The 22,802-nt window shown below is 63.3% G+C and carries 18 protein-coding genes, 1 tRNA gene and 1 pseudogene; 6 read left to right on the top strand and 14 right to left on the bottom strand.

From position 1 onward, the window contains the following. Positions 1–28 precede the first annotated feature (28 nt). Both F6X39_RS17900 and pcaQ read right to left on the bottom strand, forming a co-directional pair. Positions 29–1,156, bottom strand: coding sequence for a 4-hydroxyphenylpyruvate dioxygenase family protein (locus F6X39_RS17900; protein ID WP_187617575.1), 1,128 nt, complete (start codon positions 1,154–1,156; stop codon positions 29–31). Between the two features lie 163 nt (positions 1,157–1,319). Beyond that, positions 1,320–2,273: a pca operon transcription factor PcaQ gene (gene pcaQ / locus F6X39_RS17895; protein WP_090808443.1), complete on the bottom strand. Its 954-nt coding sequence runs from the start codon at positions 2,271–2,273 to the stop codon at positions 1,320–1,322. Between the two features lie 111 nt (positions 2,274–2,384). Here pcaQ and pcaH point away from each other — a divergent pair, with 111 nt between their 5' ends. Together pcaH and pcaG are read left to right on the top strand one after the other, a co-directional pair. Then, entirely contained in the window at positions 2,385–3,089 is a 705-nt protein-coding gene (gene pcaH, locus F6X39_RS17890; protein ID WP_187617574.1) for a protocatechuate 3,4-dioxygenase subunit beta, read from the top strand. 3 nt (positions 3,090–3,092) lie between these two features. Further along, positions 3,093–3,680 (top strand): protocatechuate 3,4-dioxygenase subunit alpha, encoded by a 588-nt coding sequence (gene pcaG / locus F6X39_RS17885; RefSeq protein WP_187617573.1) that lies wholly within the window; start codon positions 3,093–3,095, stop codon positions 3,678–3,680. A 96-nt stretch (positions 3,681–3,776) separates the two neighbouring features. Here pcaG and F6X39_RS17880 read toward each other — a convergent pair whose 3' ends face one another. Then, positions 3,777–4,034, bottom strand: a complete 258-nt coding sequence (locus F6X39_RS17880) for an H-NS family nucleoid-associated regulatory protein (RefSeq protein ID WP_184036253.1) — start codon at positions 4,032–4,034, stop codon at positions 3,777–3,779. Positions 4,035–4,509: 475 nt separating this feature from the next. On the opposite strand from F6X39_RS17880, the gene F6X39_RS17875 reads away from it, so the two are divergent. Continuing rightward, on the top strand, positions 4,510–5,148 hold the full coding sequence (locus tag F6X39_RS17875; RefSeq protein WP_187617572.1) for a LysE family translocator: 639 nt from the start codon (positions 4,510–4,512) through the stop codon (positions 5,146–5,148). An 81-nt stretch (positions 5,149–5,229) separates the two neighbouring features. Here the strand turns inward: F6X39_RS17875 and F6X39_RS17870 are convergent, their stop codons facing one another. Next, positions 5,230–6,864 (bottom strand): acyl-CoA synthetase, encoded by a 1,635-nt coding sequence (locus F6X39_RS17870; protein WP_187617571.1) that lies wholly within the window; start codon positions 6,862–6,864, stop codon positions 5,230–5,232. A gap of 183 nt (positions 6,865–7,047) precedes the next feature. Here F6X39_RS17870 and F6X39_RS17865 point away from each other — a divergent pair, with 183 nt between their 5' ends. Continuing rightward, the gene (locus tag F6X39_RS17865) at positions 7,048–7,788 is read left to right on the top strand and encodes a Crp/Fnr family transcriptional regulator (protein WP_187617570.1); all 741 of its coding nucleotides are present in this window, start codon (positions 7,048–7,050) and stop codon (positions 7,786–7,788) included. A gap of 18 nt (positions 7,789–7,806) precedes the next feature. Here F6X39_RS17865 and F6X39_RS17860 read toward each other — a convergent pair whose 3' ends face one another. Then, on the bottom strand, positions 7,807–8,163 hold the full coding sequence (locus F6X39_RS17860) for a transposase (RefSeq protein WP_187617569.1): 357 nt from the start codon (positions 8,161–8,163) through the stop codon (positions 7,807–7,809). A 272-nt stretch (positions 8,164–8,435) separates the two neighbouring features. Here F6X39_RS17860 and F6X39_RS17855 point away from each other — a divergent pair. Continuing rightward, positions 8,436–9,263: pseudogene (locus tag F6X39_RS17855) on the top strand (porin). 153 nt (positions 9,264–9,416) lie between these two features. On the opposite strand, the gene F6X39_RS17850 reads toward F6X39_RS17855, so the two are convergent. The 7 genes from F6X39_RS17850 to F6X39_RS17820 form a co-directional block, all read right to left on the bottom strand. After that, positions 9,417–10,559, bottom strand: coding sequence for a porin (locus F6X39_RS17850; protein ID WP_184036238.1), 1,143 nt, complete (start codon positions 10,557–10,559; stop codon positions 9,417–9,419). 1,098 nt (positions 10,560–11,657) lie between these two features. Further along, positions 11,658–11,745 (bottom strand) — tRNA-Ile (locus tag F6X39_RS17845). Between the two features lie 154 nt (positions 11,746–11,899). Further along, positions 11,900–14,290 carry an RNA polymerase sigma factor RpoD gene (gene rpoD, locus F6X39_RS17840; protein WP_184036235.1) on the bottom strand — a complete coding sequence of 797 codons (2,391 nt, stop codon included), beginning with the start codon at positions 14,288–14,290 and terminating at the stop codon, positions 11,900–11,902. A gap of 91 nt (positions 14,291–14,381) precedes the next feature. Further along, complete coding sequence (dnaG, locus tag F6X39_RS17835; RefSeq protein ID WP_187617568.1) at positions 14,382–16,259, bottom strand: DNA primase; 1,878 nt, start codon at positions 16,257–16,259, stop codon at positions 14,382–14,384. Between the two features lie 117 nt (positions 16,260–16,376). Further along, positions 16,377–16,823, bottom strand: a complete 447-nt coding sequence (locus tag F6X39_RS17830) for a GatB/YqeY domain-containing protein (RefSeq protein ID WP_184057455.1) — start codon at positions 16,821–16,823, stop codon at positions 16,377–16,379. Between the two features lie 234 nt (positions 16,824–17,057). Beyond that, entirely contained in the window at positions 17,058–17,270 is a 213-nt protein-coding gene (gene rpsU / locus F6X39_RS17825; protein ID WP_018424196.1) for a 30S ribosomal protein S21, read from the bottom strand. 49 nt (positions 17,271–17,319) lie between these two features. Next, positions 17,320–18,555 carry an NAD(P)/FAD-dependent oxidoreductase gene (locus F6X39_RS17820; RefSeq protein ID WP_187617567.1) on the bottom strand — a complete coding sequence of 412 codons (1,236 nt, stop codon included), beginning with the start codon at positions 18,553–18,555 and terminating at the stop codon, positions 17,320–17,322. A gap of 145 nt (positions 18,556–18,700) precedes the next feature. Here F6X39_RS17820 and tsaD point away from each other — a divergent pair, with 145 nt between their 5' ends. Continuing rightward, on the top strand, positions 18,701–19,729 hold the full coding sequence (tsaD, locus tag F6X39_RS17815) for a tRNA (adenosine(37)-N6)-threonylcarbamoyltransferase complex transferase subunit TsaD (protein ID WP_184054832.1): 1,029 nt from the start codon (positions 18,701–18,703) through the stop codon (positions 19,727–19,729). A 93-nt stretch (positions 19,730–19,822) separates the two neighbouring features. Here tsaD and folE2 read toward each other — a convergent pair whose 3' ends face one another. Then, positions 19,823–20,629: a GTP cyclohydrolase FolE2 gene (gene folE2 / locus F6X39_RS17810; protein ID WP_187612167.1), complete on the bottom strand. Its 807-nt coding sequence runs from the start codon at positions 20,627–20,629 to the stop codon at positions 19,823–19,825. A gap of 196 nt (positions 20,630–20,825) precedes the next feature. Beyond that, positions 20,826–22,733: a 1-deoxy-D-xylulose-5-phosphate synthase gene (dxs, locus tag F6X39_RS17805; RefSeq protein WP_187617566.1), complete on the bottom strand. Its 1,908-nt coding sequence runs from the start codon at positions 22,731–22,733 to the stop codon at positions 20,826–20,828. Positions 22,734–22,802: the final 69 nt, after the last annotated feature.

Here is a 22,802-nt window from a genome sequence, read left to right as displayed (position 1 = left end):
CCAATCACGCAGCGACTACGCGCAGTGTTCAGCTGCCGGTGCGTGCCTGGGCCAATGCGGCAAGATTGCCTTCGCCGAAGCCATGATGTCCCTGGCGTTGCACGATCTCGAAGAAAATCTCGCCGGCGCGGCGCCGCACGAAGGTCTGGAAAAACAGCAGCGGCACGCCGTCCGCGCCGATCTCGCCATCTACGAGCACATGCGTGCGCCGCAGTCGCTCGACATCGAGCCCGTGGCCCGGCAAACGTGCATCGAGCTGCTCGTAGTAGCGCGGCGGCGGCTCGACGAATTCGACGCCGTTCGCGAGCAGACGCTCGACGCACGCGAAGATGTCGTCGGTGGCGAGCGCGATGTGCTGCACGCCTTCGCCCGGATGATCGGGCAAATACTCGTGCATCAGGTTGGTCCGGCCCGTGCCTTCCTCGTACAGCGGCACGCGGATCGCGCCGCACGGCGACACCATCACGCGCGATTCCGCCGACACATGCCAGTTGGCGTGCAGCTCGTGGATCTCGCGGAAATTCAGCAGGTCGCGATAGAAGTCGATCCACTCCTGCATGCGGCCTTCGCCAACGGTTTGCGTCAGATGGTCGACCGCGATCAGGCCGCTGCCCGCGTGATTCAGATCGGCTGCGGCCGTGTCGATTTCGATGGGCCGGAAGTCGATGTCGAAGATCGAGATATCGCCGAGGCCGCCGCGCTGACCGCCCCGCCCGCGCCAACGATCGACGAAATAGATGTGCGAATCGCCGATGCCTTGAATGGCCGGAATCAGCAGTTCGCCGGCACCGAGGCGTTCGCCTTCGAACGCCCACGCGCCGAGTTCCACCGCGCGTTCGAACGCGCGCTGTGCGTCGGCGACGCGAATCCCGATCGCGCAGATGCCGACCCCGTATTCTTCCGCGTAGCGCGCTGCGAACGAATCGGGCTCCGCGTTGATCAGGAAATTCATCTCGCCCTGGCGATACAGCGTCACATCCTTGCTGATATGACGCGCGATCGCCTTGAAGCCGAGCCGCGTGAAAGTCTCGCCGAGCGCCTGCGGATCGCGCGCGGCGAACTCGACGAACTCGAGGCCGGCCGTGCCGAGCGGATTGTGCTGCGGCGCCAATACGGCGCGCTGCGCGGCCTCTGGAGTGGGCAAGTCGCTGGGCATGGCAATCTCCTTGTACGGTCTTTCGACGCGGGGGCCGGTCTTTCCGGGTTCGGCGCGAAGTGTTCCGGTCGTTCGCGAGGGGCTGCGTGGTGCGTGCTCGCTCGTGGCGCGCACGCGGCGTGCCGCAGGAACAACGGGCTGCGGCGGCTTTCGCACCGTGTTTTTACACCGGGTCGCGGGGCGTTCGCAACCGTCTGCCCCGCGCGACCTCGCGCACCGCCTCGATGAACGCGCGTCCCACCGTCGACGGCTGCGTATCCGAGCGACGAATCAGCCCCACCGGCTCGCCGGTGCCCGCAAACGGCAGCGGCAAGCGCACCAGCATGCCGTGCGCGAGTTCGTATTCGACCGCGCTTTGCGGCACGAACCACACCGCGCCGTTTTCGAGCGTCAGCGCGCGCCCCGTCGATACCGACAGCACCTCGACGAACGCCGACAACGGCGGCACGCCCCACGCGCCGAGCAGGCTCTCGGCCGATTGGCGGATCAGCGTGCCGAACGGCGGCAGCACGATCGGAAATTCCTCCAGCGACGTGGCGGGCAAGGCCTTCCCTTGCGCCAGCGGATGCCCGGCGCGCACGACCGCGATCAGCGGCTCGGTAAACAGTTGCTCGAAACTCAGGCCGACCATCCGCTCCGGGTCCGCGAGGCGGCCGATCGCGAATTCGATCGACCCCGCTTTCAGGCGTTCGAGCAATTCCGGATTTGCGCCGGTCGCGAGGCGCACGATCACGCGCGGCCACTGCGTCGCGAACTGTCTCAGCACGGGCGGTACAAGCACCGCGGCGACGGTGGGCAGCACACCGACTTCGAGCGTCGCGGCGGCCGCGCCCTCGGCCCGCGCAAGCAGATCGACGCCCTGGCGCAGCGCGCTCACGCAGGCGCTCGCGTGCGGCATGAAAAGCTGCCCCTCGCGCGTCGGCACCGCGCCGTGACGGCCGCGCTCGAACAGCTTCACGCCGAGAATGGTCTCCAGCTCGGCGACCGTCTTCGATACCGCCGGCTGCGTGATGGACAAACTGTCCGCCGCCCGCTGGACGCTGCCGAACTGCGCGACGGCCAGAAAGCACTGGAGATGACGGAATTTGACGCGGCTATCCGCGAGACTGCGTTGCATAACGGAAGGTTATACGAAACGGGCAAAAACGTCATTTTTCATAACCGCACGCTTTGTATAAAGTGCGAGTCATAACGCCGCATCCCCCGATTCCTCCAACGGAGACACCTCATGGAAGATTCAATTCTTTCGCCGCGAGATTTCGCGTCCCATCCCGAGTACATCTATCCGCCGTACGGTTCGTCGGTCAAACGCGGTCCGTCGCGTCCGCTGATTCCGCTGAAGGAACGGCTGCGCGACCAGCGCGTACCGGTCTACGGCACCGACGACCTCGACCCGCTCGACAGCGACCTGACCCGCAACGCGGTGCGCAATGGCGAACCGCTCGGCGAGCGCATCATCGTGACGGGCCGTGTGCTCGACGAAGGCGGCCGCCCGGTGCGCAACACGCTGGTGGAAGTCTGGCAAGCGAACGCCGCCGGCCGCTATGTGCACAAGGCCGATCAGCACGACGCGCCGCTCGACCCGAACTTCCTCGGCGCGGGCCGCTGCATCACCGACAACGAAGGCCGTTACCGCTTCATGACCATCAAGCCGGGCGCGTATCCGTGGGGCAACCATCCGAACGCCTGGCGTCCGCAGCACATCCATTTCTCGCTGTTCGGCGACCACTTCGGCTCGCGTCTCGTCACGCAGATGTACTTTCCCGGCGATCCGCTGCTCGCATTCGACCCGATCTACCAGGGCACGCCCGAGCGCGCCCGTGAGCGCATGGTCTCGAAGTTCTCGCTCGACACCACGCAAGAGGCCTACGCGCTCGGCTACGATTTCGACATCGTGCTGCGCGGCCCGAACGAAACCCCGATGGAGCGCTAAGCCATGACGACTCTCAAGCAAACGCCTTCGCAAACCGTTGGTCCGTACTTCGCCTACGGTCTTTGCCCGCAGCAATACGATTTCGACTTCAAGAGCCTGTTCACAAACGTTCTGGCCGACATGGAAGCGGCCGGCGAGCACATCACGATCGTCGGTCAGGTGTTCGACGGCGACGGCAAGGTGATCGGCGACGCGATGATCGAGATGTCGCAAGTCGACTCGAACGGCCACTATCCGGAATCGCGCGAAGAAATTTTGAAGACGGGCTTTCACGGCTTTGCGCGCGTCGGTACGGGCACGGATCCGCACAAGCGCTTCATCGTCGAGACGGTGAAGCCGGGCCGCCCGAATCCCGACGAAGCGCCGCACATCGACGTCATCCTGACGATGCGCGGCATGCTGCTACACACGTTCACGCGCATCTATTTCGAGGACGAAGCGCAGGCGAACGAGCAGGACACCGTGCTGGCGTCGGTGCCGGCCGAGCGCCGTAATACGCTGATCGCGCGCCGCGTTGCCGGTACGGCCAACGTGTATCGCTTCGACATCCACATGCAGGGCGATCAGGAAACCGTGTTTTTCGACCTGTGATGCGCGATTCGTCGCGAGACTCCGAGCAGTAAAGATCGAGCCCGCCTTGCGCGGGCTTTTTTGCGCGCGGGCGTTTCGCGGTGCGCCTGCGCGCGCTCAGCAGCGGAAATGATCGATGCTTTGTCCGGCGTGAATCGCGCGCGCGAGCCACGCCGGTTTATCGCCGCGACCGTCCCACGTGTTACCGAACGCGTCGCGATACAGCACCGCGGCCACGGCGTTCGCATCGGCTTCGAGCGATTCGGCCAGCGCTTCGAATGTGATGCCGTGGTCGTCCATGCGTCGGCGGATCCACGCGATCATGCGCTCGCGCAGGTTCTCGTCGCGTTCGAACAGTCGTTGTTGTTGTTTCATAACGTATTGGTGTCGCAGCTCTTGCTGGCATTAGACAAACGGGCAACTCGCATAGCAACGCGAGGCTCGTGCGTAATTCAATTTGAATGGAAGCAATTCGACGAATTCACGCGATCCATGCAAATGCGTGAAAACCCGCGTTTGCAAGTGATGCCTGTCAGATCCTGAATTAAAGCGCCTGAGTTGAAGCGCTGGAATCAGGCGAATCGGCTACTCGAAAAATCGGCGTGGCTCGAATTGCGCCCGTGTTTCGCGTCGTGCGTCGCCTCGTCGTGACGAGGGAGCTTCCGCGTATGGAAAGTCATTCTAGCATTCGATGTGTTTTGGCCGCAGCAAAGAACTTTTTCTAATTGCATTGATTGCGCGACTTCCGAGTTTTCGGTATTCGTGGCTTCCGCCGCGCGATTGGCGGACAATGCGAGACTCTGTATTCGCCAGAACTTCTGGCATCGGCCCGACATCAGGAGACACGACCATGCCCGCCTCGACCGCCATCCTCACGATCCTCGCCGCGCTGCTATTGGGCGCGATGAGTCCGGGGCCCAGCTTCGTCATCGTCGCACGCAATGCGATCGGTCTGTCGCGCGGCGACGGTCTCGCGACAGCGCTCGGCATGGGCATCGGCGGTGTGTTTTTTAGCGGCATCGCGCTGCTCGGGCTCTATACGCTGCTCGCGACGGTCGAATGGCTCTACGTCGGGCTGAAAGTGGCCGGCGGCGTCTACCTGGTCTATCTGGCGTCGAAAATCTGGCGCGGCGCCGCGAAGCCGCTCGCGTTCAGCGAAACGCGAGCCGGCAGCGGCGGCAATCCGCGCAAGTCGTTCTGGATCGGCTTGAGCACGCAGCTCAGCAATCCGAAAACGGCTGTCTATTACGGCAGTATCTTCGCTGCGCTGCTGCCGCAGCATCCGCCGGTGTGGTGCTATTTCGCGCTGCCGCCGGCGATCTTCGCGATCGAGGCGGGCTGGTATACGATCGTCGCACTGTGCTTTTCGAGCCAACGGCCGCGCGAAATCTATCTGCGCTGGAAGGGGTGGATCGATCGCATCGCCGCGAGCGCGGTGACCGCGCTGGGCCTGCGGCTGATTTTTAACGCGCACAAGGTGGGAATTTGACGGCAACACGAAGCGGCGCGCGCCGTCGCGACTCGATGCGCGCCACTCGCGCCGCCCTGAATCAGCGGTAATCGCGGCGCGTCACCCTTTCCCCTCCGCCTTGATCCGCGCGCGCAACTCGAACTTCTGGATCTTCCCCGTCGACGTCTTGGGCAACTCGCCAAAGCGCACCGCCTTCGGCAACTTGTAGCCGGCCAGAAACAGCCGGCAGTGCGCGATGATTTCCTCCTCGGTCACCTGCGCGCCTTCCTTCAACTCGATGAACGCGCACGGCACCTCGCCCCACTTCGGATCGGCCATCGCGACCACCGCCGCCACCGACACCGCGGGATGCCGGTACAGCGTGTCCTCGACCTCGATGCTCGAAATGTTCTCACCGCCCGAAATGATGATGTCCTTGCTGCGGTCGCGGATGCGGATATAGCCGTCGGCCGTGCGCACGCCGAGATCGCCGGTATGGAACCAGCCGCCGTTGAAAGCCGCTTCGGTCGCGCGCTCGTTCTTCAGATAGCCCTTCATGCAGATGTTGCCGCGAAACATGATCTCGCCGATCGTTTCGCCGTCGTCCGGCACCGGCGCGAGCGTGTCCGCATCGAGCACCGCGACCGCCGCCTGCAGGTGATAACGCACGCCCTGGCGCGCGGTCAGGTCGGCGCGGATTTGATCGTCGAGCGCGTCCCATTCGTCCTGCTTTGCGCAGACGGCCGCCGGTCCGTAGGTTTCGGTGAGCCCGTACACGTGCGTCAGATCGAAGCCGATCTGCTTCATCTTCGCGATCACCGCGGGCGGTGGCGCGGCGCCCGCGACCATCGTCGACACGCGATGCGTGATGCCCCCGCGCCATTCGGCCGGCGCATTCACGAGCGAACTCTGTACGATCGGCGCTCCGCAGTAATGCGTGATGTGTTCGCGGCGAATCAACTCGAACACGATCTTCGCGTCGAACTTGCGCAGACAAACGTTGACGCCCGCGCGGGCGGCCACCGTCCACGGAAAGCACCAGCCGTTGCAGTGGAACAGCGGCAGCGTCCACAGATAGACCGCGTGCTTCGGCATGTCCCATTCGAGAATGTTGCTCAGCGCGTTCAGATATGCGCCACGGTGATGGTAGACGACGCCCTTCGGGTCACCGGTCGTGCCCGATGTGTAGTTCAGCGCGATCGCGTCCCATTCGTCGGCGGGCGAGGTCCACTCGAAGGACGGGTCGCCGGTTTGCAGGAACTGCTCATAGTCTGTCGCGCGAATGAACTGCGCGGCGTCGGCGGGCTGCGCGTCGGCCACGCTGATCACGCGGAGCTCCGGGAATTCTAGCGCCGCGCGATGCGCGAACTCGCCGTATTCGGTGTCGACGATCAGCGCCTTCGCCTCACCGTGGCGCAGCATGAACAGCAGCGTCGCGACGTCGAGCCGCGTGTTCAGTGTATTCAGCACGGCGCCGGCCATCGGCACGCCGAAGTGCGCCTCGACCATCGGCGGGATGTTCGGCAGCAGCGCGGCGACCGTGTCGCCGCGGCCGATGCCGGCCTCGTGCAGCGCGCTCGCGAGCCGCCGCGCACGCTCATAGGTCTCGCGCCAGTTGCGGCGGATCTCCCCATGGACGATCGCGAGCCGCTCGCCATACACTTGCGCTGCGCGCACGAGGAAATCGATCGGCGTCAACGGGACATAATTGGCCTCGCGCCGCCCGAGGCCTTCGTCGAACATGTGCTGTGTCATTGCTTCGTCTCCTGAGGCGCGAGCCGCGCCGCCGATTGTCGTGACCGTGTTCTATGAATGAACCAGGGCCTAGCCTAGCAATTGTCGTCATGAACTGTCTGTCATTCAAATGACAGAGTGGCGCCACTGACGCCCCGCCTTGACCTGGCTCAGCCGGCACCGCTCCCAAACCGCTTATCGCCGATGACCGACGCTCCGCTGACTGACCGCGCCGACACCCGGCCGCCCCAACGTGTCGCGCCCGCCGACCTCGCGCGACTGTTCGTCGCGTGCGCGTGGTTTCGCGCGCTCGCCGCCGATCATCAGGCGATGGTGCTCGCCAGCACACACGCCGAGCGCTTTGAAAGCGGTGCGTGGATCGCCCGCCGCCAGCAACCGTCCGACTATTGGATCGGCGTGCACTCGGGGCTCGTCAAGCTCGCTATCTACAACGCGTCGGGCCGCAGCTGCACGCTGTCGGGCGTGCCGCCGGGCGGCTGGTTCGGCGAAGGCAGCGTGATCAAGCGCGAATTGCGCAAATACGACGTGGCCGCGATCCAGCCGTCGCTCGTGATGTTCGTGCCGTCCGCGACCTTCCATGCGTTGCTCGAATCGAGTCTGCCGTTCACGGGCTTCGTGATCCGGCAATTGAACAACCGGATGGGGGAATTCATCGCGTCGATCCAGAACACCCGGCTGCTCGACGTGGACGCACGCGTCGCGCAATCGCTCGCGCAGCTGTTCAATCCGGATCTGTATCCGGACACGGGTCGCACACTGGCGATTTCACAGGAAGAAGTCGGTCTGCTCGCGGGAGTGTCGCGGCAGCGCATCAATCAGGCGCTGCAGAACCTCGAGAAGCTGCGGATTTTGCGACTGTCGTATAACCGGATCGAGGTGCTCGATCTCGAGCGGCTGGCTGCGTACGGGCGGGAACAGATCTAGCGGCGCGACTGGCGCTCGCTACCCGGCGCGCACGCCGCCCTTGCGCGTCGCGCGCGTTTCGAGAGCGTCGTCGGTCTTGAACAGCGCGAGCATGATCGCGCTCAACACGCCCGTTTTTTTCCAGCGCAGATAGTAGCGATGCGCGGTCTGGTACGGGACGTAGTGCTCGGGCATTGCGCTCCACGGCGCGCGCGTGTGCAGCACCCACATCACGCTATTGAGCACGTGGCGAATTTCGATCGGCGGACGACCACGGCGCGGGCCGTCATCATGCAAGGTTTCAGGTAACAGCGGCGCGACCCGCTGCCATTGCTCGTCGGTCAGCTCCTGAACGACCGGCGAGGTCGCGATGGATTCGGAAGATGGACTATTCATGCGTGAAAGCGCACGCGTAAAACGCGTGCTGGCGTCGCCCCGAAAGTCGTGTCGATACGTCAATTCGCTCGAGACTACTCGAAGCTTGCCTGGGAGAAAGTCAACTTTTTGTCACCAGGAACGGCGCAATTGTCAAAAATGGCAATAGGTCATTGCGCGAGAGCGGCGATGGCGCGGCACGGACGGTGATCTATCATCGGCGCGCCCGGCGGCGCCCCACTCGGCGCGCGCCGCGTCCGAACTAGAGAATCTCTCCACACGCAGGAAGTCCTTTGAGACCCATCCGCTTTATCAAGACCGCCGCGCTCGTCGGCGGCGCCGCCGTTGCCGCGACGTCCGAACAAGCTTCGGCACAAAGCTCGATCACGCTGTATGGCGTCGCCGACGTCAGCGTGCGCTATCTGACGAACTCGAACGCCAAAAACGACGATCGTCGGCTCGGCCTCGGATAGCCGGCGTTTTTTTTCAAAGGCCTGACGGTGGCCGCGATGTACTCATTCGGCACGAACTCGGAATCGACCGGCGGCGGCGGCTTCTCGGGCCAGGTGCCAGGCCATCTCGGCGCGGGCAAGATGTACGGCTTCACGCTGTCGTACGTGGCGGGTCCGCTGTCGGTCGCGGCCGGCGTGCAGCAGAACAGCGACAACAGCAATCACAAGCAGACCATCTTCAACGCGAACGCGGTCTATGCGTTCAACTCGACGAAGCTGTACGTCGGCTATCTGCATTCGAAGGACGACACCGGCTTCGTCGACAGCGCGCTCGCGCAGCAGACGCTCGTGGCGGGCGTCGATATCGTCAAGGGCTCGGGCCGCATCGACAACGGACCGTTCGCCGGCGTCACGTGGCATGCCACGCGCGCGCTGACGCTGACGGGCGCCGCGTACTACGACCACATGTCGAACGCGGCGAGCGGCGCCGGTCAGCTCGGCAGTGGCTATCGCTACAGGTTCGTCGCACTGGCCGAGTACGCGCTGTCGAAGCGCACCGAGGTGTACGGCACCATCGATTTCGACAAGGTGTCGGGCGCGGCGTCGGTCGAACTGCCGGGCCGCGACAACCAGACCGGCGTTGCGCTCGGTTTGCGGACAATTTTCTGAATCGTTTCACGTCGTCATGGCAAAACGGGCGTCCCCAGGGACGCCCGTTTTTTTCGCCTCGCATACGGAAACCGGCTCACCGGTCTGCCGCGCGCATAAAAAAAGGTGCCGCGAACGGCACCTTTCTGTACTACAGGCAGCTTCTGCTGAAGCTTAGAAGCGGTGACGCAGACCGACCGTAGCAGCCGTCTGGTTCTTCGACGACGAGGTCGGAACCGTGTTGTCGCCGCTGTAGATCGAAGCCACGCCGCCGTCACCCATTGCGTGCTGGTATACAGCCTGAGCGTAGACGTCGGTGCGACGCGACAGCGAGTAGTCAGCCTGCAGGCCGATCTGGTGGTAACGGGTCTTCATGTCGTTACCGTCGGCGTTGATGCCGTAGCCGCGCGCGTCGGTGAACGTGTACGCGACGCCGAGAGCCATAGCCGGGGTCACGTTGTACTTGCCGTTGATTTCGTAGTTGTTGGTGTGGCCTTGACGCTGACCAGGAGCTGCACCAACCAGGTTGTCGACGCGCGATTGCGTCCATGCCACGCCAACCAGCGCCGGGCCGAAGCCGTACGAAGCGCCTGCGCCGAACTGACGCTGACGGAAGTCGCCTTGCAGCACGCCCGCGGTGTTCGCCAGAACGCCGTCCGATGCGCCGCTTGCGTTAGCAGCCGGGTTGTTTTGCTGAGCGTAGGCAGCACCGAGGTGCAGGCCTTGCCACTGGTATGCGGCGCCCAAGCTGTACTGACGGTTGTTTGCGAAGCCACCAGCCTGGTTCGAGAAGCCGTACGTGCCGCCGAACGTGAAGCCAGCGTAGTTAGCGCTCGAGTACTTGACCGAGTTGTTGACCGACAGACCACCGTTGGTGTTCAGGTTGTCGTTGTTGAACGGGTGCGCGAAGTACGTGCCGCCCCAGCTGCCCGTTGCGGTCAGCGGTGCGAGGTAGTCCTGCGCTGCGTCGTACTGGCGACCCAGCGTGACCGTACCGAATTGCGAGCTCGACAGACCGACGAAGGCCTGGCGGTTGAACATGCCGTTGTTGTTAGCGTACTTGCCGTTGTTGATGTTGAAGCCGCTTTCCAACGTGAAGATTGCCTTCAGACCGCCGCCCAGATCTTCCGAACCACGCAGGCCGAACATGCTCTGGTTGATGCCGCCGCTACCTGCTGCCCACTTGGAGTTGTGGGCAACGTTGCTGGTGTACGTCAGACCTGCGTCGAGCAGACCGTACAGGGTCACGCTGCTTTGTGCGTGAGCGACCGAAGCGAACGATGCGGCAGCCGAAACGACGATGAGACTCTTTTTCATGGGAACTCCAATTCGAAAAATTTATACGGGGAGCAGGACCTGCTTCAGCAGCCGATGCATCGCATTTGCCACCGCCCGCTTGGCCGAACCGTGGGGATCGACCGGGCACCCTTGAAGCGAAGCGTGAGTGTAGGGGGACACCCTGGTACCGACGCAGGCAATTCACGCAACAGGATTTTTCGAAATTCGCAACAATGTTGGAGCCGATGGGGATAACTTCTTGTTTTTCCACCGTTTATTGCAAGATCTAGGTGCCGGATCGCCAGCTCCACCCAAAACGAATTTGCAACGCGTCAATATTCTAAGTTGCGCGTTTGCAACAGTGCTTTAATACGCGTGACGTAATCGGGTCGGAGCAAATTGACGAAAAGACCCGCCATATTTTTTGTAATCAAATGGTTGAAGTGACGGTTTTCCGGGTCGTGTGAGATTTATTTTTGAAGCGCCGGAACTTAATAGAGTTAAATGCAGTCTTGCTCGCACCCGCCAATTAATGGTTTCCGGCGGGGCGATTAACTCGTCGAATCACCAAGACGGCTTATTCACCTAATCTTTATTGACCGAGGCAAGCAATCGCTGCCGCCCCCGGGCAGCGCAACGGTTCGAGCCCACCGCGTCGAATCAGCATTCACTATTGAGACACTGCCATTGCGGCGGTCTTCTGATTTCTCGCTTTAGCGAGCACCCTCTGTCACGTCTCTATAAGATGCGCGTGCGATTCGAAAAAACCTTCAGCACGGGCGTTGCCCGGAGGTGAATTGCGACGCCGGCCGCCGCGTGACAAGACCCGCGCTGAAAACGGACGGCATGCATCGACATGCCTTCCGCATTCAATTAACGGCGGGGTTGCGCCCGCTTTTACACGGAGTTTCCCTGATTACGCGTGATCACCGCTTATGGCTGGCGCGGAGCGCGCTTAAGCGCCTCCTCGTCCGCGGGCGAGGCCCGGCGCGAGCGGGTCGGTGTCGGGCGGTGTGTGGGGCAACGGACGCCGCTCGCCGGGGTTGAGGCTGGCACTGGGTCGCCCAGCGGAGGCAGTCGAAGGCCGCCCAAAAACAAAAAAGGGTTCCGGAATTCGGAACCCTTTTTTCGATACTTTGGTGGGCCGGGTGGGGTTCGAACCCACGATGTCCTTTCGGAGGTGGATTATGAGTCCACTGCCTGCAACCAACACGGCGTCCAGCCCAAGAAAAAAAGACCCGGTCGTGAAGGCCGGGCCCGTTTCGTCGATTGGCCGACATACTACACGAAAAAGGAGCCTCCGCAACCGCTTCGCTTCGGCGAAACGACCGGGAGGCCCCTTTGATCGCATCATTTGCGGCCAACCGCGGCCGTCGCCGTCAATTCCCTTCGAGGAATGACTTCAGCTTGTCCGAACGGCTCGGATGACGCAGCTTGCGCAGCGCCTTCGCCTCGATCTGACGAATTCGCTCACGCGTCACGTCGAACTGCTTACCGACTTCTTCGAGCGTGTGATCCGTGCTCATCTCGATACCGAAACGCATGCGCAACACCTTCGCTTCGCGCGGCGTCAGCGAATCGAGCACGTCCTTCACGACGTCGCGCATACTCGCGTGCAACGCCGCATCCGCCGGGGCGACCGTGTTCGTATCTTCGATGAAGTCGCCCAGATGAGAATCGTCGTCGTCACCGATCGGCGTTTCCATCGAGATCGGCTCCTTCGCGATCTTCATGATCTTGCGGATCTTGTCTTCCGGCATTTCCATCTTCTCGGCCAGCGTCGCCGGATCCGGCTCGAGACCGGTTTCCTGCAGGATCTGACGCGAGATGCGGTTCATCTTGTTGATCGTTTCAATCATGTGAACCGGAATCCGGATCGTGCGCGCCTGGTCGGCGATCGAACGCGTAATGGCCTGGCGGATCCACCACGTCGCATACGTGGAGAACTTGTAGCCACGACGGTATTCGAACTTGTCCACCGCCTTCATCAGGCCGATGTTGCCTTCCTGAATCAGGTCGAGGAACTGCAGACCGCGGTTCGTGTACTTCTTCGCGATCGAGATCACGAGACGCAGGTTGGCCTCGGTCATCTCGCGCTTCGCCTGGCGCGCCTTAAGCTCGCCGGCCGCCATCTGACGGTTGGTTTCCTTCAGGTCCTTCAGCGGCAGCACCACGCGCGCCTGCAGATCGAGCAGACGTTGCTGCTGTTCGCGGATCGCCGGAATGTTGCGCGTGAGGATTGCGCTATACCCGTGACCTTCGGCGACGATCTTGTCGGCCCATTCGAGGTCCGTCTCGCTGCCCGGGAAACGCGCGATGAATTCCGCACGCGGCATGCCGCACTTGTCGACGACCGTATGCAGGATCTGACGCTCGACCTGACGCACTTCATCCACCTGCGCGCGCAGCGTGTCGCACAGACGCTCGACGGTACGCGCGGTGAAGCGGATCGTCATCAGCTCGTTCTGGATGGTTTCCTGCGCCTTCAGATACGACTTGGACTTGTAGCCTTCCTTCTCGAACGCGCGACGCATCTTGTCGAACCATTCGCTGATCGACGCGAATTTTTCGAGCGACGCGCGCCGCAGCGCTTCGAGCTGCGCGGCGTTGGCGGTGGCTTGCGCCGCGCCATCGTCTTCTTCCTCGTCCTCTTCGTCCTCTTCCTCGGCTTCCTCGTCTTCATTCTCGATCGCTTCCGCCTCCTGCGCGGAGAAGCCGTCGGCGTCTGCCGCGTCGGCGTCGATCAGACCGTCGACGAGTTCGTCGATGCGCGCTTCGTCGTTGGCGACGCGCTCGGCCATCGCGAGAATGTCGGCGATCGTGGTCGGGCACGCGGAGATGGCCATCACCATGTGCTTCAGGCCGTCTTCGATGCGCTTCGCGATTTCGATTTCGCCTTCACGCGTAAGCAGCTCGACCGTGCCCATTTCGCGCATGTACATACGCACGGGATCGGTGGTGCGGCCAAATTCGGAGTCGACGGTGGACAGCGCGACTTCAGCTTCCTCTTCGACTTCGTCGTCCGACGAAGCCGCGGGCGCGTTGTCGTTGAGCAGCAGCGTTTCAGCGTCCGGGGCCTGTTCGTAGACCGCGACGCCCATGTCGTTGAACGTGCTGATGATGCCTTCGATCGCCTCGGTCTCGGTGAAGTTGTCCGGCAGGTGATCGTTGATTTCAGCGTACGTGAGGAAGCCGCGCTCCTTGCCGAGCTTGATCAGGGCGCGCAGCTTGGAGCGACGCTCCTCGAGTTCCTCCACCGTGCCAGGCTGCGACGACGCGAACGCATCCTTCAGCAGCGCTTTTTCCTTTGCACGACGGTCGCGAGCCTTGACCTTCTCCGGCTTGCCCGGTGCGGCGGCAGCGGTTTCTTCGGTCTGGGTTGCATCGTCATCGACGGGTACTTCATTCAGCTTTTTCGTCATGGAGTTCGCCGTACCGGCTGTAGTCTCGACCCCCGGCTGTTGGACAACAGCCGGTTGAACCGTGGATACTGAAGTCACGCGCGCTACCGCATCGTCCTGAACGGCAGCCGCTTCCCTTGCGCTTCTGACACCCGCCCGCTTGGCAGCCGGCGGTGCTACAGCTTTCGCCGCCCGAACCGGTGCGGCCTGCGCGGCCGCAGTGGTCGACGACTTCTTCCCGGCAGCCGGTGCAACGCTGACAGCAGACGTTCTTCTGGCGGATGCAGTCAGCTTGGCTTCGGTAACTTTTCCGGTGCGCTCTTTAGCGCGTGAGCCCGTTGCATGATTTCCGCCTGTCGTCTTTGCCATCGCATCGCCTTTCGCCTTTGCTAGGAAAACCCTTGAAAAAACAAACCGCTAGAAACTTTTGATTATACCATCCGAGGTTTCGGCCTCGCCGCTACAGCCCGAGTTGACGCTTCATGTCGGCCCGCTTCCGGTTGAGCTCCGAAAACTCGGCAAACTCTTCCGGCGTATGCCGCGACTGTCGCGAAAGCTGTTCGAGACGATCGCAATAAGCGTCGTATCGCATCTTCAAAATCGCGGCTTTCAGCTCCTCGCCGACAATTCGTTCCTGCTCGCGCCGTTCCTCGATGACGGCCGCGTCCTGCGGATCTTTCAGCAGCAAATCCCGGACGTTTTCATCATAGTCTAGAATTTTGCGAAAGATTTCCTCGAAAGTTGGGGCGTTCGCGCCATTTCGCAAGAGATCGGACAACAACTGGAACGCTGCCGAATCGCCGAGGGCTCGCGCGTGCGTCGTCACTTCCGCGAACAGTTCGCCGTGCCGGGTCACGGTGAGCAGCGCCTCTTCGGCCGCTTCGTCGAGCATCGCGACCGTGCGCGGATACATCACCAGATTGCGCAGCGTCTTTTCCTCGATGCCGGTCACGCTGCGCCGGTCCTTGCGGGCCGGCGCCTTGCGCGACGCGGCCGCGATCCGCGCGTCGACTTCGCAAAGCGCCGCGACTTCGCTGAATGGCACGTCGAGCCGGTCTGCGAACATATGCATGATCTGCGCGCGCAGCGCATTGGCCGGCAACGCCTGCAGCAGCGGTTTCGCGTCGAACAGCGCGCGGGCCTTGCCTTCGGGCTGATCGAGCTCCTTGCCGGTCAACACCTCGTTGAGCATGAACTGCGACAACGGCATCGCCCGTTCGACCTGCTCGGCGAAAGCCTCGGTGCCGAACTCGCGCACGTAGCTGTCGGGATCATGCTCGCTGGGCAGGAACAGGAAACGGATCGTCCGGTTGTCGGCGGCGTGCGGCAGGCACGCATCGAGCGCGCGACGCGCGGCGCGCCGGCCGGCCGCGTCGCCGTCGAAACTGAAGATGACCGTATCGGTCTGGCGCATCAGTTTCTGCACATGAATCGGCGTGCAAGCGGTGCCGAGGGTCGCGACGGCGTTCTGGAAGCCCAATTGGGCCAGCGCGACCACGTCCATATAACCTTCGACGACCAGCACGTAATGTTGCTCTCGAATCGCAAGACGCGCCTCGAACAGCCCGTACAGCTCGCTGCCCTTGTTAAATAGCGGCGTTTCCGGTGAATTCAAATACTTTGGCTCGCCGCCGTCGAGCACGCGGCCGCCGAAGCCGATCACCTGCCCTTTGACATTGCGGATCGGGAACATGATCCGCTCGCGAAAGCGGTCGTAGCGGCGGTTCTGACCCTGCGCGTCCGACTTTTCGCTGACGATCACGAGACCCGCTTCGACCAGGGCGTCGTCGCGATAGTTCGGGAACGCCGTCTCGAGGTTTTGCCACCCGTCCGGCGCATAGCCGAGACCGAAGCGCGCGGCGACTTCGCCGGTCAGGCCGCGCTTCTTCAAATATTGGATCGCGCCCGGCGCACCGCGCAGTTGCTTACGGTAGTAGTCGCAGGCGGTCTGCATGAGATCGGACAGCGCGGTTGTCACGGCCCTCGATGCCGCCGGCGCGTAGCCGCCGCCAGCTCCGCCACCACCGCCGCCATATCCGGGAGAAGGCTCGTGCGGTACGGTGAGACCCACCGATTGCGCGAGCTCGTTGACCGCTTCGGGAAACGACGCGCCCACGTGTTCCATCAGGAAACCGATGGCCGTACCATGCGCACCGCAGCCGAAGCAGTGATAAAACTGTTTAGTCGGACTAACCGTAAACGAGGGGCTCTTCTCGTTGTGAAACGGGCACAGCCCCATGAAGTTCGCGCCGCCCTTTTTCAGCTGCACATACCGGCCGACCACGTCGACGATATCGACGCGGTTGAGCAGGTCCTGCAGGAATGACGGTGGGATCACAGTAAATGACGCTGCCTGGAAAGCCTCAAAATCCAAGCCCGGAGCCCGGGCTCGACACCGCGCCCGGGTCCCGCGCCTCGCCTTCAGGAGGCGCGCGACCCGGACAAATCGACAGAGTTACTTAGCGAGCGCGGCCTTGACCTGTGCGGAGACGGCGGTCATGTCGGCGCGGCCGGCCAACTTCGGCTTCAGCACGCCCATCACCTTGCCCATGTCCTGCGGGCCGGCAGCGCCGGTTTGCGCGACCGCCGCCTGCACCTCGGCAACGATTTCCGCTTCGGACATCTGCTCAGGCATGTACGCGGAAAGAATGGCCAACTCGGCCTTTTCCTTGTCCGCAAGATCCGTACGTCCTGCGGCCTCGAACTGGCTGATCGAATCCTTGCGCTGCTTGATCATCTTGTCGATGACGGAGGTTATGGCGGCATCGTCGAGCGTGACCCGCTCATCGACTTCACGCTGCTTGATCGCGGCGAGCAGCAGGCGGATCGTCCCGAGCCGTTCGGTCTCGCGCGCCCGCATGGCAGCTTTCATATCGTCGTTGATCCGGTCCTTGAGACTCATCACTCACCTGAATTGCGTTGAAAAGTTGAAAAACCGGCCGGTCGACGGCGGCGATACTGCCGCATCAGCACAAAAACCCGCTTGGGACTTCTTCCTCAAGCGGGTTGGCGCAATTTTGCGTAGTGGATGCGACCCTGCCGGATGGCCCGATGGGCCGGTTTTGCCATGATGACACCTGTCGTGCCGCCATCGGCTTGGATGCTGCCGCGCCGCGTACAGCGGGCAACGCCAGAATCAGTAGAGCTTCCTTGGCAGCATCTGGCCACGCAGACGCTTGAAATGACGCTTCACTGCCGCCGCTTTCTTGCGCTTGCGTTCGGCTGTGGGTTTCTCGTAAAACTCGCGAGCGCGAAGTTCCGTCAGTAAGCCGTTTTTCTCCATGGTGCGCTTGAAACGGCGCATGGCGACTTCGAACGGCTCATTGTCTTTTACGCGGATGGTCGTCATTTTTCAATAACGGAACTTTGTAAAGGTTCAGGAGTATAGCAGAGCTTTCTCACAAAGCCATTGCGCCGTCAAGCCCCCGGGCATATTCGGCCGCCGCCTCGCCCGCCGCGACACCCGACGCCCACGCCCACTGGAAGTTGTAGCCGCCGAGCCAACCGGTCACGTCGACCGCCTCGCCGATGAAGTAGAGGCCCGGCACCCGCGCGCTCATCATCGTGGTCGATGACAAACCGCGCGTATCGACCCCGCCGCGCGTCACTTCGGCCTTGCGATAACCCTCGGTGCCGTTCGGCGTGAGGGTCCAGCGCGACAGCGCCGCACCGATGCCGCGCAGCGCCTTGTCCGGCAGATCGGCGACGCGGGCCTCGGCGGCCATCTGGTGAGTGTCGAGCCACACATGCGCGAGCCGCTGCGGCACCCATTCCGATAGCAGATTGGCGATCTGCCGCTTCGTGCCGCTTTTCGCGTCGATGAGCGCAGTCGCGGCGTCGCGCTCCGGCAGCAGATTGATGTGAATCGGCTCGCCGGGCTGCCAGTAGCTCGAGATCTGCAGCACGCCTGGGCCCGACAGGCCGCGGTGCGTGAGCAGCAGATCTTCGGTGAATTCGGCGCCGGTCTTCGTATTGCCAGTCGACAGCTGTACTTCAAGCGACACGCCCGATAGCGCCGCGAACGGCTCCCAGTCGGCCGGAGCGAAGGTCAGCGGAACCAGCGCGGGACGCGTGTCGATCAACTTGTGGCCGAACTGCCTGGCGATCCGGTACGCGAAATCGGTCGCGCCGATCTTCGGGATCGACAGACCGCCCGTCGCGATCACGAGCGCACGGGCGGCGATCGTGCCCGCCGTCGTGCCGAGCAGGAACTGTCCTTCGGCGTCCTGGCGCACCTCTTCGACCGACAGCGGCGTGCGCCATGCAACCCCGCCGGCGTCGCACTCGTTCTTCAGCACGTCGATGACCGCGTCGCTCGACTGATCGCAGAACAGCTGGCCCTTGTGCTTCTCGTGCCATGTCACGCGATGCTGCTTCAGCAGCGCCATGAAATCGCGCGGCGTATAGCGCGCGAGCGCCGAGCGGCAAAAATGCGGATTCGCCGACAGATAATTGGCCGGCCCCGCATACAGATTCGTGAAGTTGCACCGGCCACCGCCGGAAATGCGGATTTTTTCCGCGAGACGCTGCGAGTGGTCGATCAGCGCCACACGCCGGCCGAGTTGACCGGCCACGGCCGCGCACATCATGCCGGCCGCGCCCGCGCCGATCACCGCGATATCGAAGGATTCCATGGGGCCGCATTGTACCTGCCGGGCCCTCGCGTCCATGCCCGTGCTCAGCCGGCCGCCTGCGGCTGCCTGTCCGCGCTGGTATACTTTTAAGCTTACCTTTCACTTCCGGACGCGCGTCGCGCGCGTCCGTCTCAAGCGATTCATCATGCTCGTTCTCGGCATCGAAAGCTCCTGCGACGAAACCGGTCTCGCGCTCTACGACACGGAGCGCGGCCTGCTCGCGCACGCGCTGCATTCGCAGATTGCGATGCATCGGGAGTATGGCGGCGTCGTGCCGGAGCTTGCATCGCGCGACCACATCCGCCGCGCGCTGCCGCTGCTCGAAGAGGTGATGGAGCGCGCCGGCGTCGCGCGCGGCGACATCGACGCGATCGCTTACACGCAAGGGCCCGGGCTCGCGGGCGCGCTGCTGGTCGGCGCGAGCGTCGCGAATTCGCTGGCGATGGCGTGGAACAAGCCGACCGTGGGCATTCACCATCTCGAAGGGCATCTGCTGTCGCCGCTGCTGGTCGACGAGCCGCCGCCGTTCCCGTTCGTCGCGCTGCTGGTCTCGGGCGGCCACACGCAGTTGATGCGCGTGACGGACGTCGGCTTCTACGAGACGCTCGGCGAGACGCTCGACGACGCCGCCGGCGAAGCCTTCGACAAAACCGCCAAGCTGCTGGGCCTCGGCTATCCGGGCGGCCCCGAAGTCTCGCGCATGGCCGAGTTCGGTACACCCGGCGCAGTCGTGCTGCCGCGCCCGATGCTGCATTCCGGCGACCTCGATTTCAGCTTCAGCGGCCTGAAGACCGCCGTGCTCACGCACGCGAACCGGCTGGGCGGCGCGAACATCTGCGAGCAGGCCAAGGCCGACCTCGCGCGCGGTTTCGTCGATGCCGCCGTCGACGTGCTGGCCGCGAAATCTCTAGCGGCGCTCAAGCGCACGAAGCTGAACCGGCTGGTGGTGGCGGGCGGCGTCGGCGCGAACCGGCAATTGCGCGAAGCGCTGTCGGCCGCCGCGCAGAAGCGCAATTTCTACGTCCACTACCCGGACCTGTCGCTGTGCACGGACAACGGGGCGATGATCGCGCTGGCCGGCGCGCTGCGTTTGCAACGCTGGCCCGAACAGGCCGGCCACGACTACGCGTTCACCGTGAAGCCGCGTTGGGATCTGACGTCGCTCGCGCACTGAACCGCCGCCCCAAGAGGACAAAAAGCCGCTTTACAAGCGGCTTTTCGCTTCAATGCTTTCGCAACGAAACGGCGTGGAGCGATCAGGAACGTATCAGGCGAGGCGCTTGTCCCGCTCGATCACCGCATACGCGCTGTGATTGTGAATCGACTCGAAGTTCTCCGCTTCGAGCACATACGCGACGATGCGCTCGTCGGCATTCAGACGCTGGGCAACGTCGCGCACGAGGTCTTCGACGAACTTCGGATTTTCATACGCGCGCTCGGTGACGAACTTCTCGTCCGGGCGCTTGAGCAGGCCCCACAGTTCACACGACGCTTCTTCCTCGGCGATACGGATCAACTCTTCGACAGCGACGTCGCCGTTCAGCTCGGCATCGATCGTCACGTGCGAACGCTGATTGTGTGCGCCGTACTGCGAGATCTTCTTCGAGCACGGGCACAGGCTCGTGACCGGCACCAGCACCTTCAGGAACACCCGCGTCGCGCCATGGCGGGTCTCGCCGGTCAGCGTGACTTCATAATCGAGCAAGCTCTGCACGCCCGACACCGGCGCGGTCTTGTTCACGAAGTACGGGAACGACACTTCGATGCGGCCCGCCTCCGCCTCGAGTTTTTCGAGCATAGCCGCGAGCATCGTGCGGAACGTGGCCGGTTCGAGCGGCGCCTTGTTCTCTTCGAGCAACGCGACGAAGCGCGACATGTGGGTGCCCTTCTGCTCGGCCGGCAGATGCACGTCGAGATTCCACGTGCCGACCGACGGCTGCACTTCGCCACCTTGCGTGCGAATCGTCAACGGATGACGCACGCCCCTCACGCCGACCCGCTGGATCGGAATCTGGCGCGTGTCGGGGGTGCTTTGCACGTCGGGCATCACGAAAGCGGGATTCATCTGATTCATTCTTTTGTCCTTTCTGGAAAGCGCCGGGCTGCACCAAGGTCTCGCTGCATCGGCGACTATCGCGCAGCGAGTTCGAGGCGCCCAGCGGCCATGCGGATCAGCGCGCGCAACGGCGAACGCCGGCTCGCGCCGGCGTTGGGTGACGGGCCGCAACACCCGTCGGTTCAAACTGGAAATTGCCGAAGCCGACAGCGCTTTACGCGACGCGCTTCACGGACGACTGACCGCCGACCGCGCCGCTCGCAAGGAAGCGTTCGCGGATCGACCGGGCGATACCCGCGGCGTCGAGACCGCACGCGGCGAGCAGCTTGGCCGGGTCCCCGTGATCGATGAACCGATCGGGGAGGCCCAATTGTAGTACGGGACGCATAACCCCACTTGCGAGCAGGGCTTCAACGCACGCCGAACCCGCGCCACCCATGATGGAGCCTTCCTCGACGGTGACGATCGCGTCGTGCGTCTCGGCCAGCCTGCGCACGAGTTCGGTGTCGAGCGGCTTCACGAAGCGCATGTTCGCGACGGTGGCGTCGAGTTGCTCAGCAGCCGCGAGCGACGGCGCGACCATCGTGCCGAACGCGAGAATCGCGACGCGCTTGCCGGCCGGCGCCGACGTCTCGCGACGCACTTCACCCTTGCCGAGCGGCAACGCGGCCATCTGCTTGACCGTTGCGACCCCGGTACCCGCGCCGCGCGGGTAGCGCACAGCGGTCGGATGCGACTGCTGCAACGCGGTGTACAGCATCTGGCGGCACTCGTTTTCGTCAGACGGCGCCATCACGGTCATGTTCGGAATACAACGCATGAACGCGAGGTCGTACGCGCCCGCATGCGTCGCGCCGTCCGCACCAACGAGACCCGCACGATCGATTGCGAACACCACCGGCAGGTTTTGCAGCGCGACGTCGTGAATCAGCTGGTCATACGCGCGTTGCAGAAAGGTCGAATAGATCGCGACGACAGGCTTCATGCCGTCCGCGGCAAGGCCGCCCGCGAACGTCACCGCGTGCTGCTCGGCGATGCCGACGTCGAAGTAACGATCCGGGAAGCGCTTTTCGAACTCGACCATGCCCGAGCCTTCACGCATTGCCGGCGTAATGCCGATCACGCGCGAGTCGAGCTCGGCCGCGTCGCACAGCCACTCGCCGAACACCTGCGTGTAGGTCTTTTTCGACGGCGTCGCGGCCGGTTTGATACCCTCGGCCGGATTGAACTTGCCGGGGCCGTGGTACAGCACCGGATCAGCCTCGGCCAGCTTGTAGCCCTGGCCTTTCTTCGTGACCACGTGCAGGAATTGCGGCCCGCGCAGTTCCTTGATGTTTTGCAGCGTCGGAATCAGCGAATCGAGATCGTGACCGTCGATCGGCCCTATGTAGTTGAAGCCGAACTCTTCGAACAGCGTCGCCGGCACGATCATGCCCTTCGCGTGCTCCTCGAGCTTGCGCGCGAGATCGAGCACTGGCGGCGCGACGCGCAGCACGCGCTCGACGCCCGCGCGCGCGGCCGCATAGAAGCGCCCAGACATCAGACGCGCGAGATGGCGATTCAGCGCGCCGACCGGCGGCGAGATCGACATGTCGTTGTCGTTGAGGATCACGAGCAGCGGCACGTCGTCTTCGACGCCCGCGTTGTTCATTGCCTCGAAGGCCATGCCGGCCGTCATCGCGCCGTCGCCGATCACGGCGATGCCCATGCGGTTGTCGCCTTGCAGCTTGCTCGCGATCGCCATGCCGAGCGCGGCCGAAATCGACGTGCTCGAGTGCGCGGTGCCGAAGGTGTCGTATTCCGATTCGTCGCGCTTCGGGAAGCCCGAGATGCCGCCCAACTGACGCAGCGTGTGCATCTGGTCGCGACGACCGGTCAGGATTTTGTGCGGATAGGTCTGATGGCCGACGTCCCAGACGATCCGGTCGTGCGGCGTATCGAAGACATAGTGCAGCGCGATGGTCAACTCGACCGTGCCGAGGTTGGACGAGAGATGGCCGCCCGTCTGCGATACGCTGTCGAGCACGAAGGCACGCAACTCGTCGGCAAGCGGTTGCAATTGGCGGCGATCGAGGCGGCGCAGGGCTGCCGGGTCGTCGATGGTTTTCAGCAAGTCGTACATCGTCGTTCCATTGTAGGAAAACTTACGCGCCCGCACTTCATACATGCACCCCGGGGATGGAGGGTGCGC

It is taken from the genome of Paraburkholderia sp. UCT2, from assembly GCF_014397665.1.
Taxonomy (GTDB): Bacteria; Pseudomonadota; Gammaproteobacteria; order Burkholderiales; family Burkholderiaceae; genus Paraburkholderia; species Paraburkholderia tuberum.
The sequence above is the reverse complement of the archived record's forward strand: the minus strand, read 5'-3'. Positions and strand labels throughout refer to the sequence as shown.

Coding starts and splice junctions, on each gene's coding strand:
- F6X39_RS17860 (WP_187617569.1), bottom strand. CDS start 8,163: ATGAATAGTCCATCTTCCGAATCCATCGCGACCTCGCCGGTCGTTCAG.
- pcaH (WP_187617574.1), top strand. CDS start 2,385: ATGGAAGATTCAATTCTTTCGCCGCGAGATTTCGCGTCCCATCCCGAG.
- rpoD (WP_184036235.1), bottom strand. CDS start 14,290: ATGGCAAAGACGACAGGCGGAAATCATGCAACGGGCTCACGCGCTAAA.
- F6X39_RS17875 (WP_187617572.1), top strand. CDS start 4,510: ATGCCCGCCTCGACCGCCATCCTCACGATCCTCGCCGCGCTGCTATTG.
- F6X39_RS17870 (WP_187617571.1), bottom strand. CDS start 6,864: ATGACACAGCACATGTTCGACGAAGGCCTCGGGCGGCGCGAGGCCAAT.
- F6X39_RS17830 (WP_184057455.1), bottom strand. CDS start 16,823: ATGAGTCTCAAGGACCGGATCAACGACGATATGAAAGCTGCCATGCGG.
- tsaD (WP_184054832.1), top strand. CDS start 18,701: ATGCTCGTTCTCGGCATCGAAAGCTCCTGCGACGAAACCGGTCTCGCG.
- pcaG (WP_187617573.1), top strand. CDS start 3,093: ATGACGACTCTCAAGCAAACGCCTTCGCAAACCGTTGGTCCGTACTTC.
- rpsU (WP_018424196.1), bottom strand. CDS start 17,270: ATGACGACCATCCGCGTAAAAGACAATGAGCCGTTCGAAGTCGCCATG.
- dxs (WP_187617566.1), bottom strand. CDS start 22,733: ATGTACGACTTGCTGAAAACCATCGACGACCCGGCAGCCCTGCGCCGC.
- pcaQ (WP_090808443.1), bottom strand. CDS start 2,273: ATGCAACGCAGTCTCGCGGATAGCCGCGTCAAATTCCGTCATCTCCAG.
- F6X39_RS17820 (WP_187617567.1), bottom strand. CDS start 18,555: ATGGAATCCTTCGATATCGCGGTGATCGGCGCGGGCGCGGCCGGCATG.
- F6X39_RS17850 (WP_184036238.1), bottom strand. CDS start 10,559: ATGAAAAAGAGTCTCATCGTCGTTTCGGCTGCCGCATCGTTCGCTTCG.
- F6X39_RS17900 (WP_187617575.1), bottom strand. CDS start 1,156: ATGCCCAGCGACTTGCCCACTCCAGAGGCCGCGCAGCGCGCCGTATTG.
- F6X39_RS17880 (WP_184036253.1), bottom strand. CDS start 4,034: ATGAAACAACAACAACGACTGTTCGAACGCGACGAGAACCTGCGCGAG.
- folE2 (WP_187612167.1), bottom strand. CDS start 20,629: ATGAATCAGATGAATCCCGCTTTCGTGATGCCCGACGTGCAAAGCACC.
- F6X39_RS17865 (WP_187617570.1), top strand. CDS start 7,048: ATGACCGACGCTCCGCTGACTGACCGCGCCGACACCCGGCCGCCCCAA.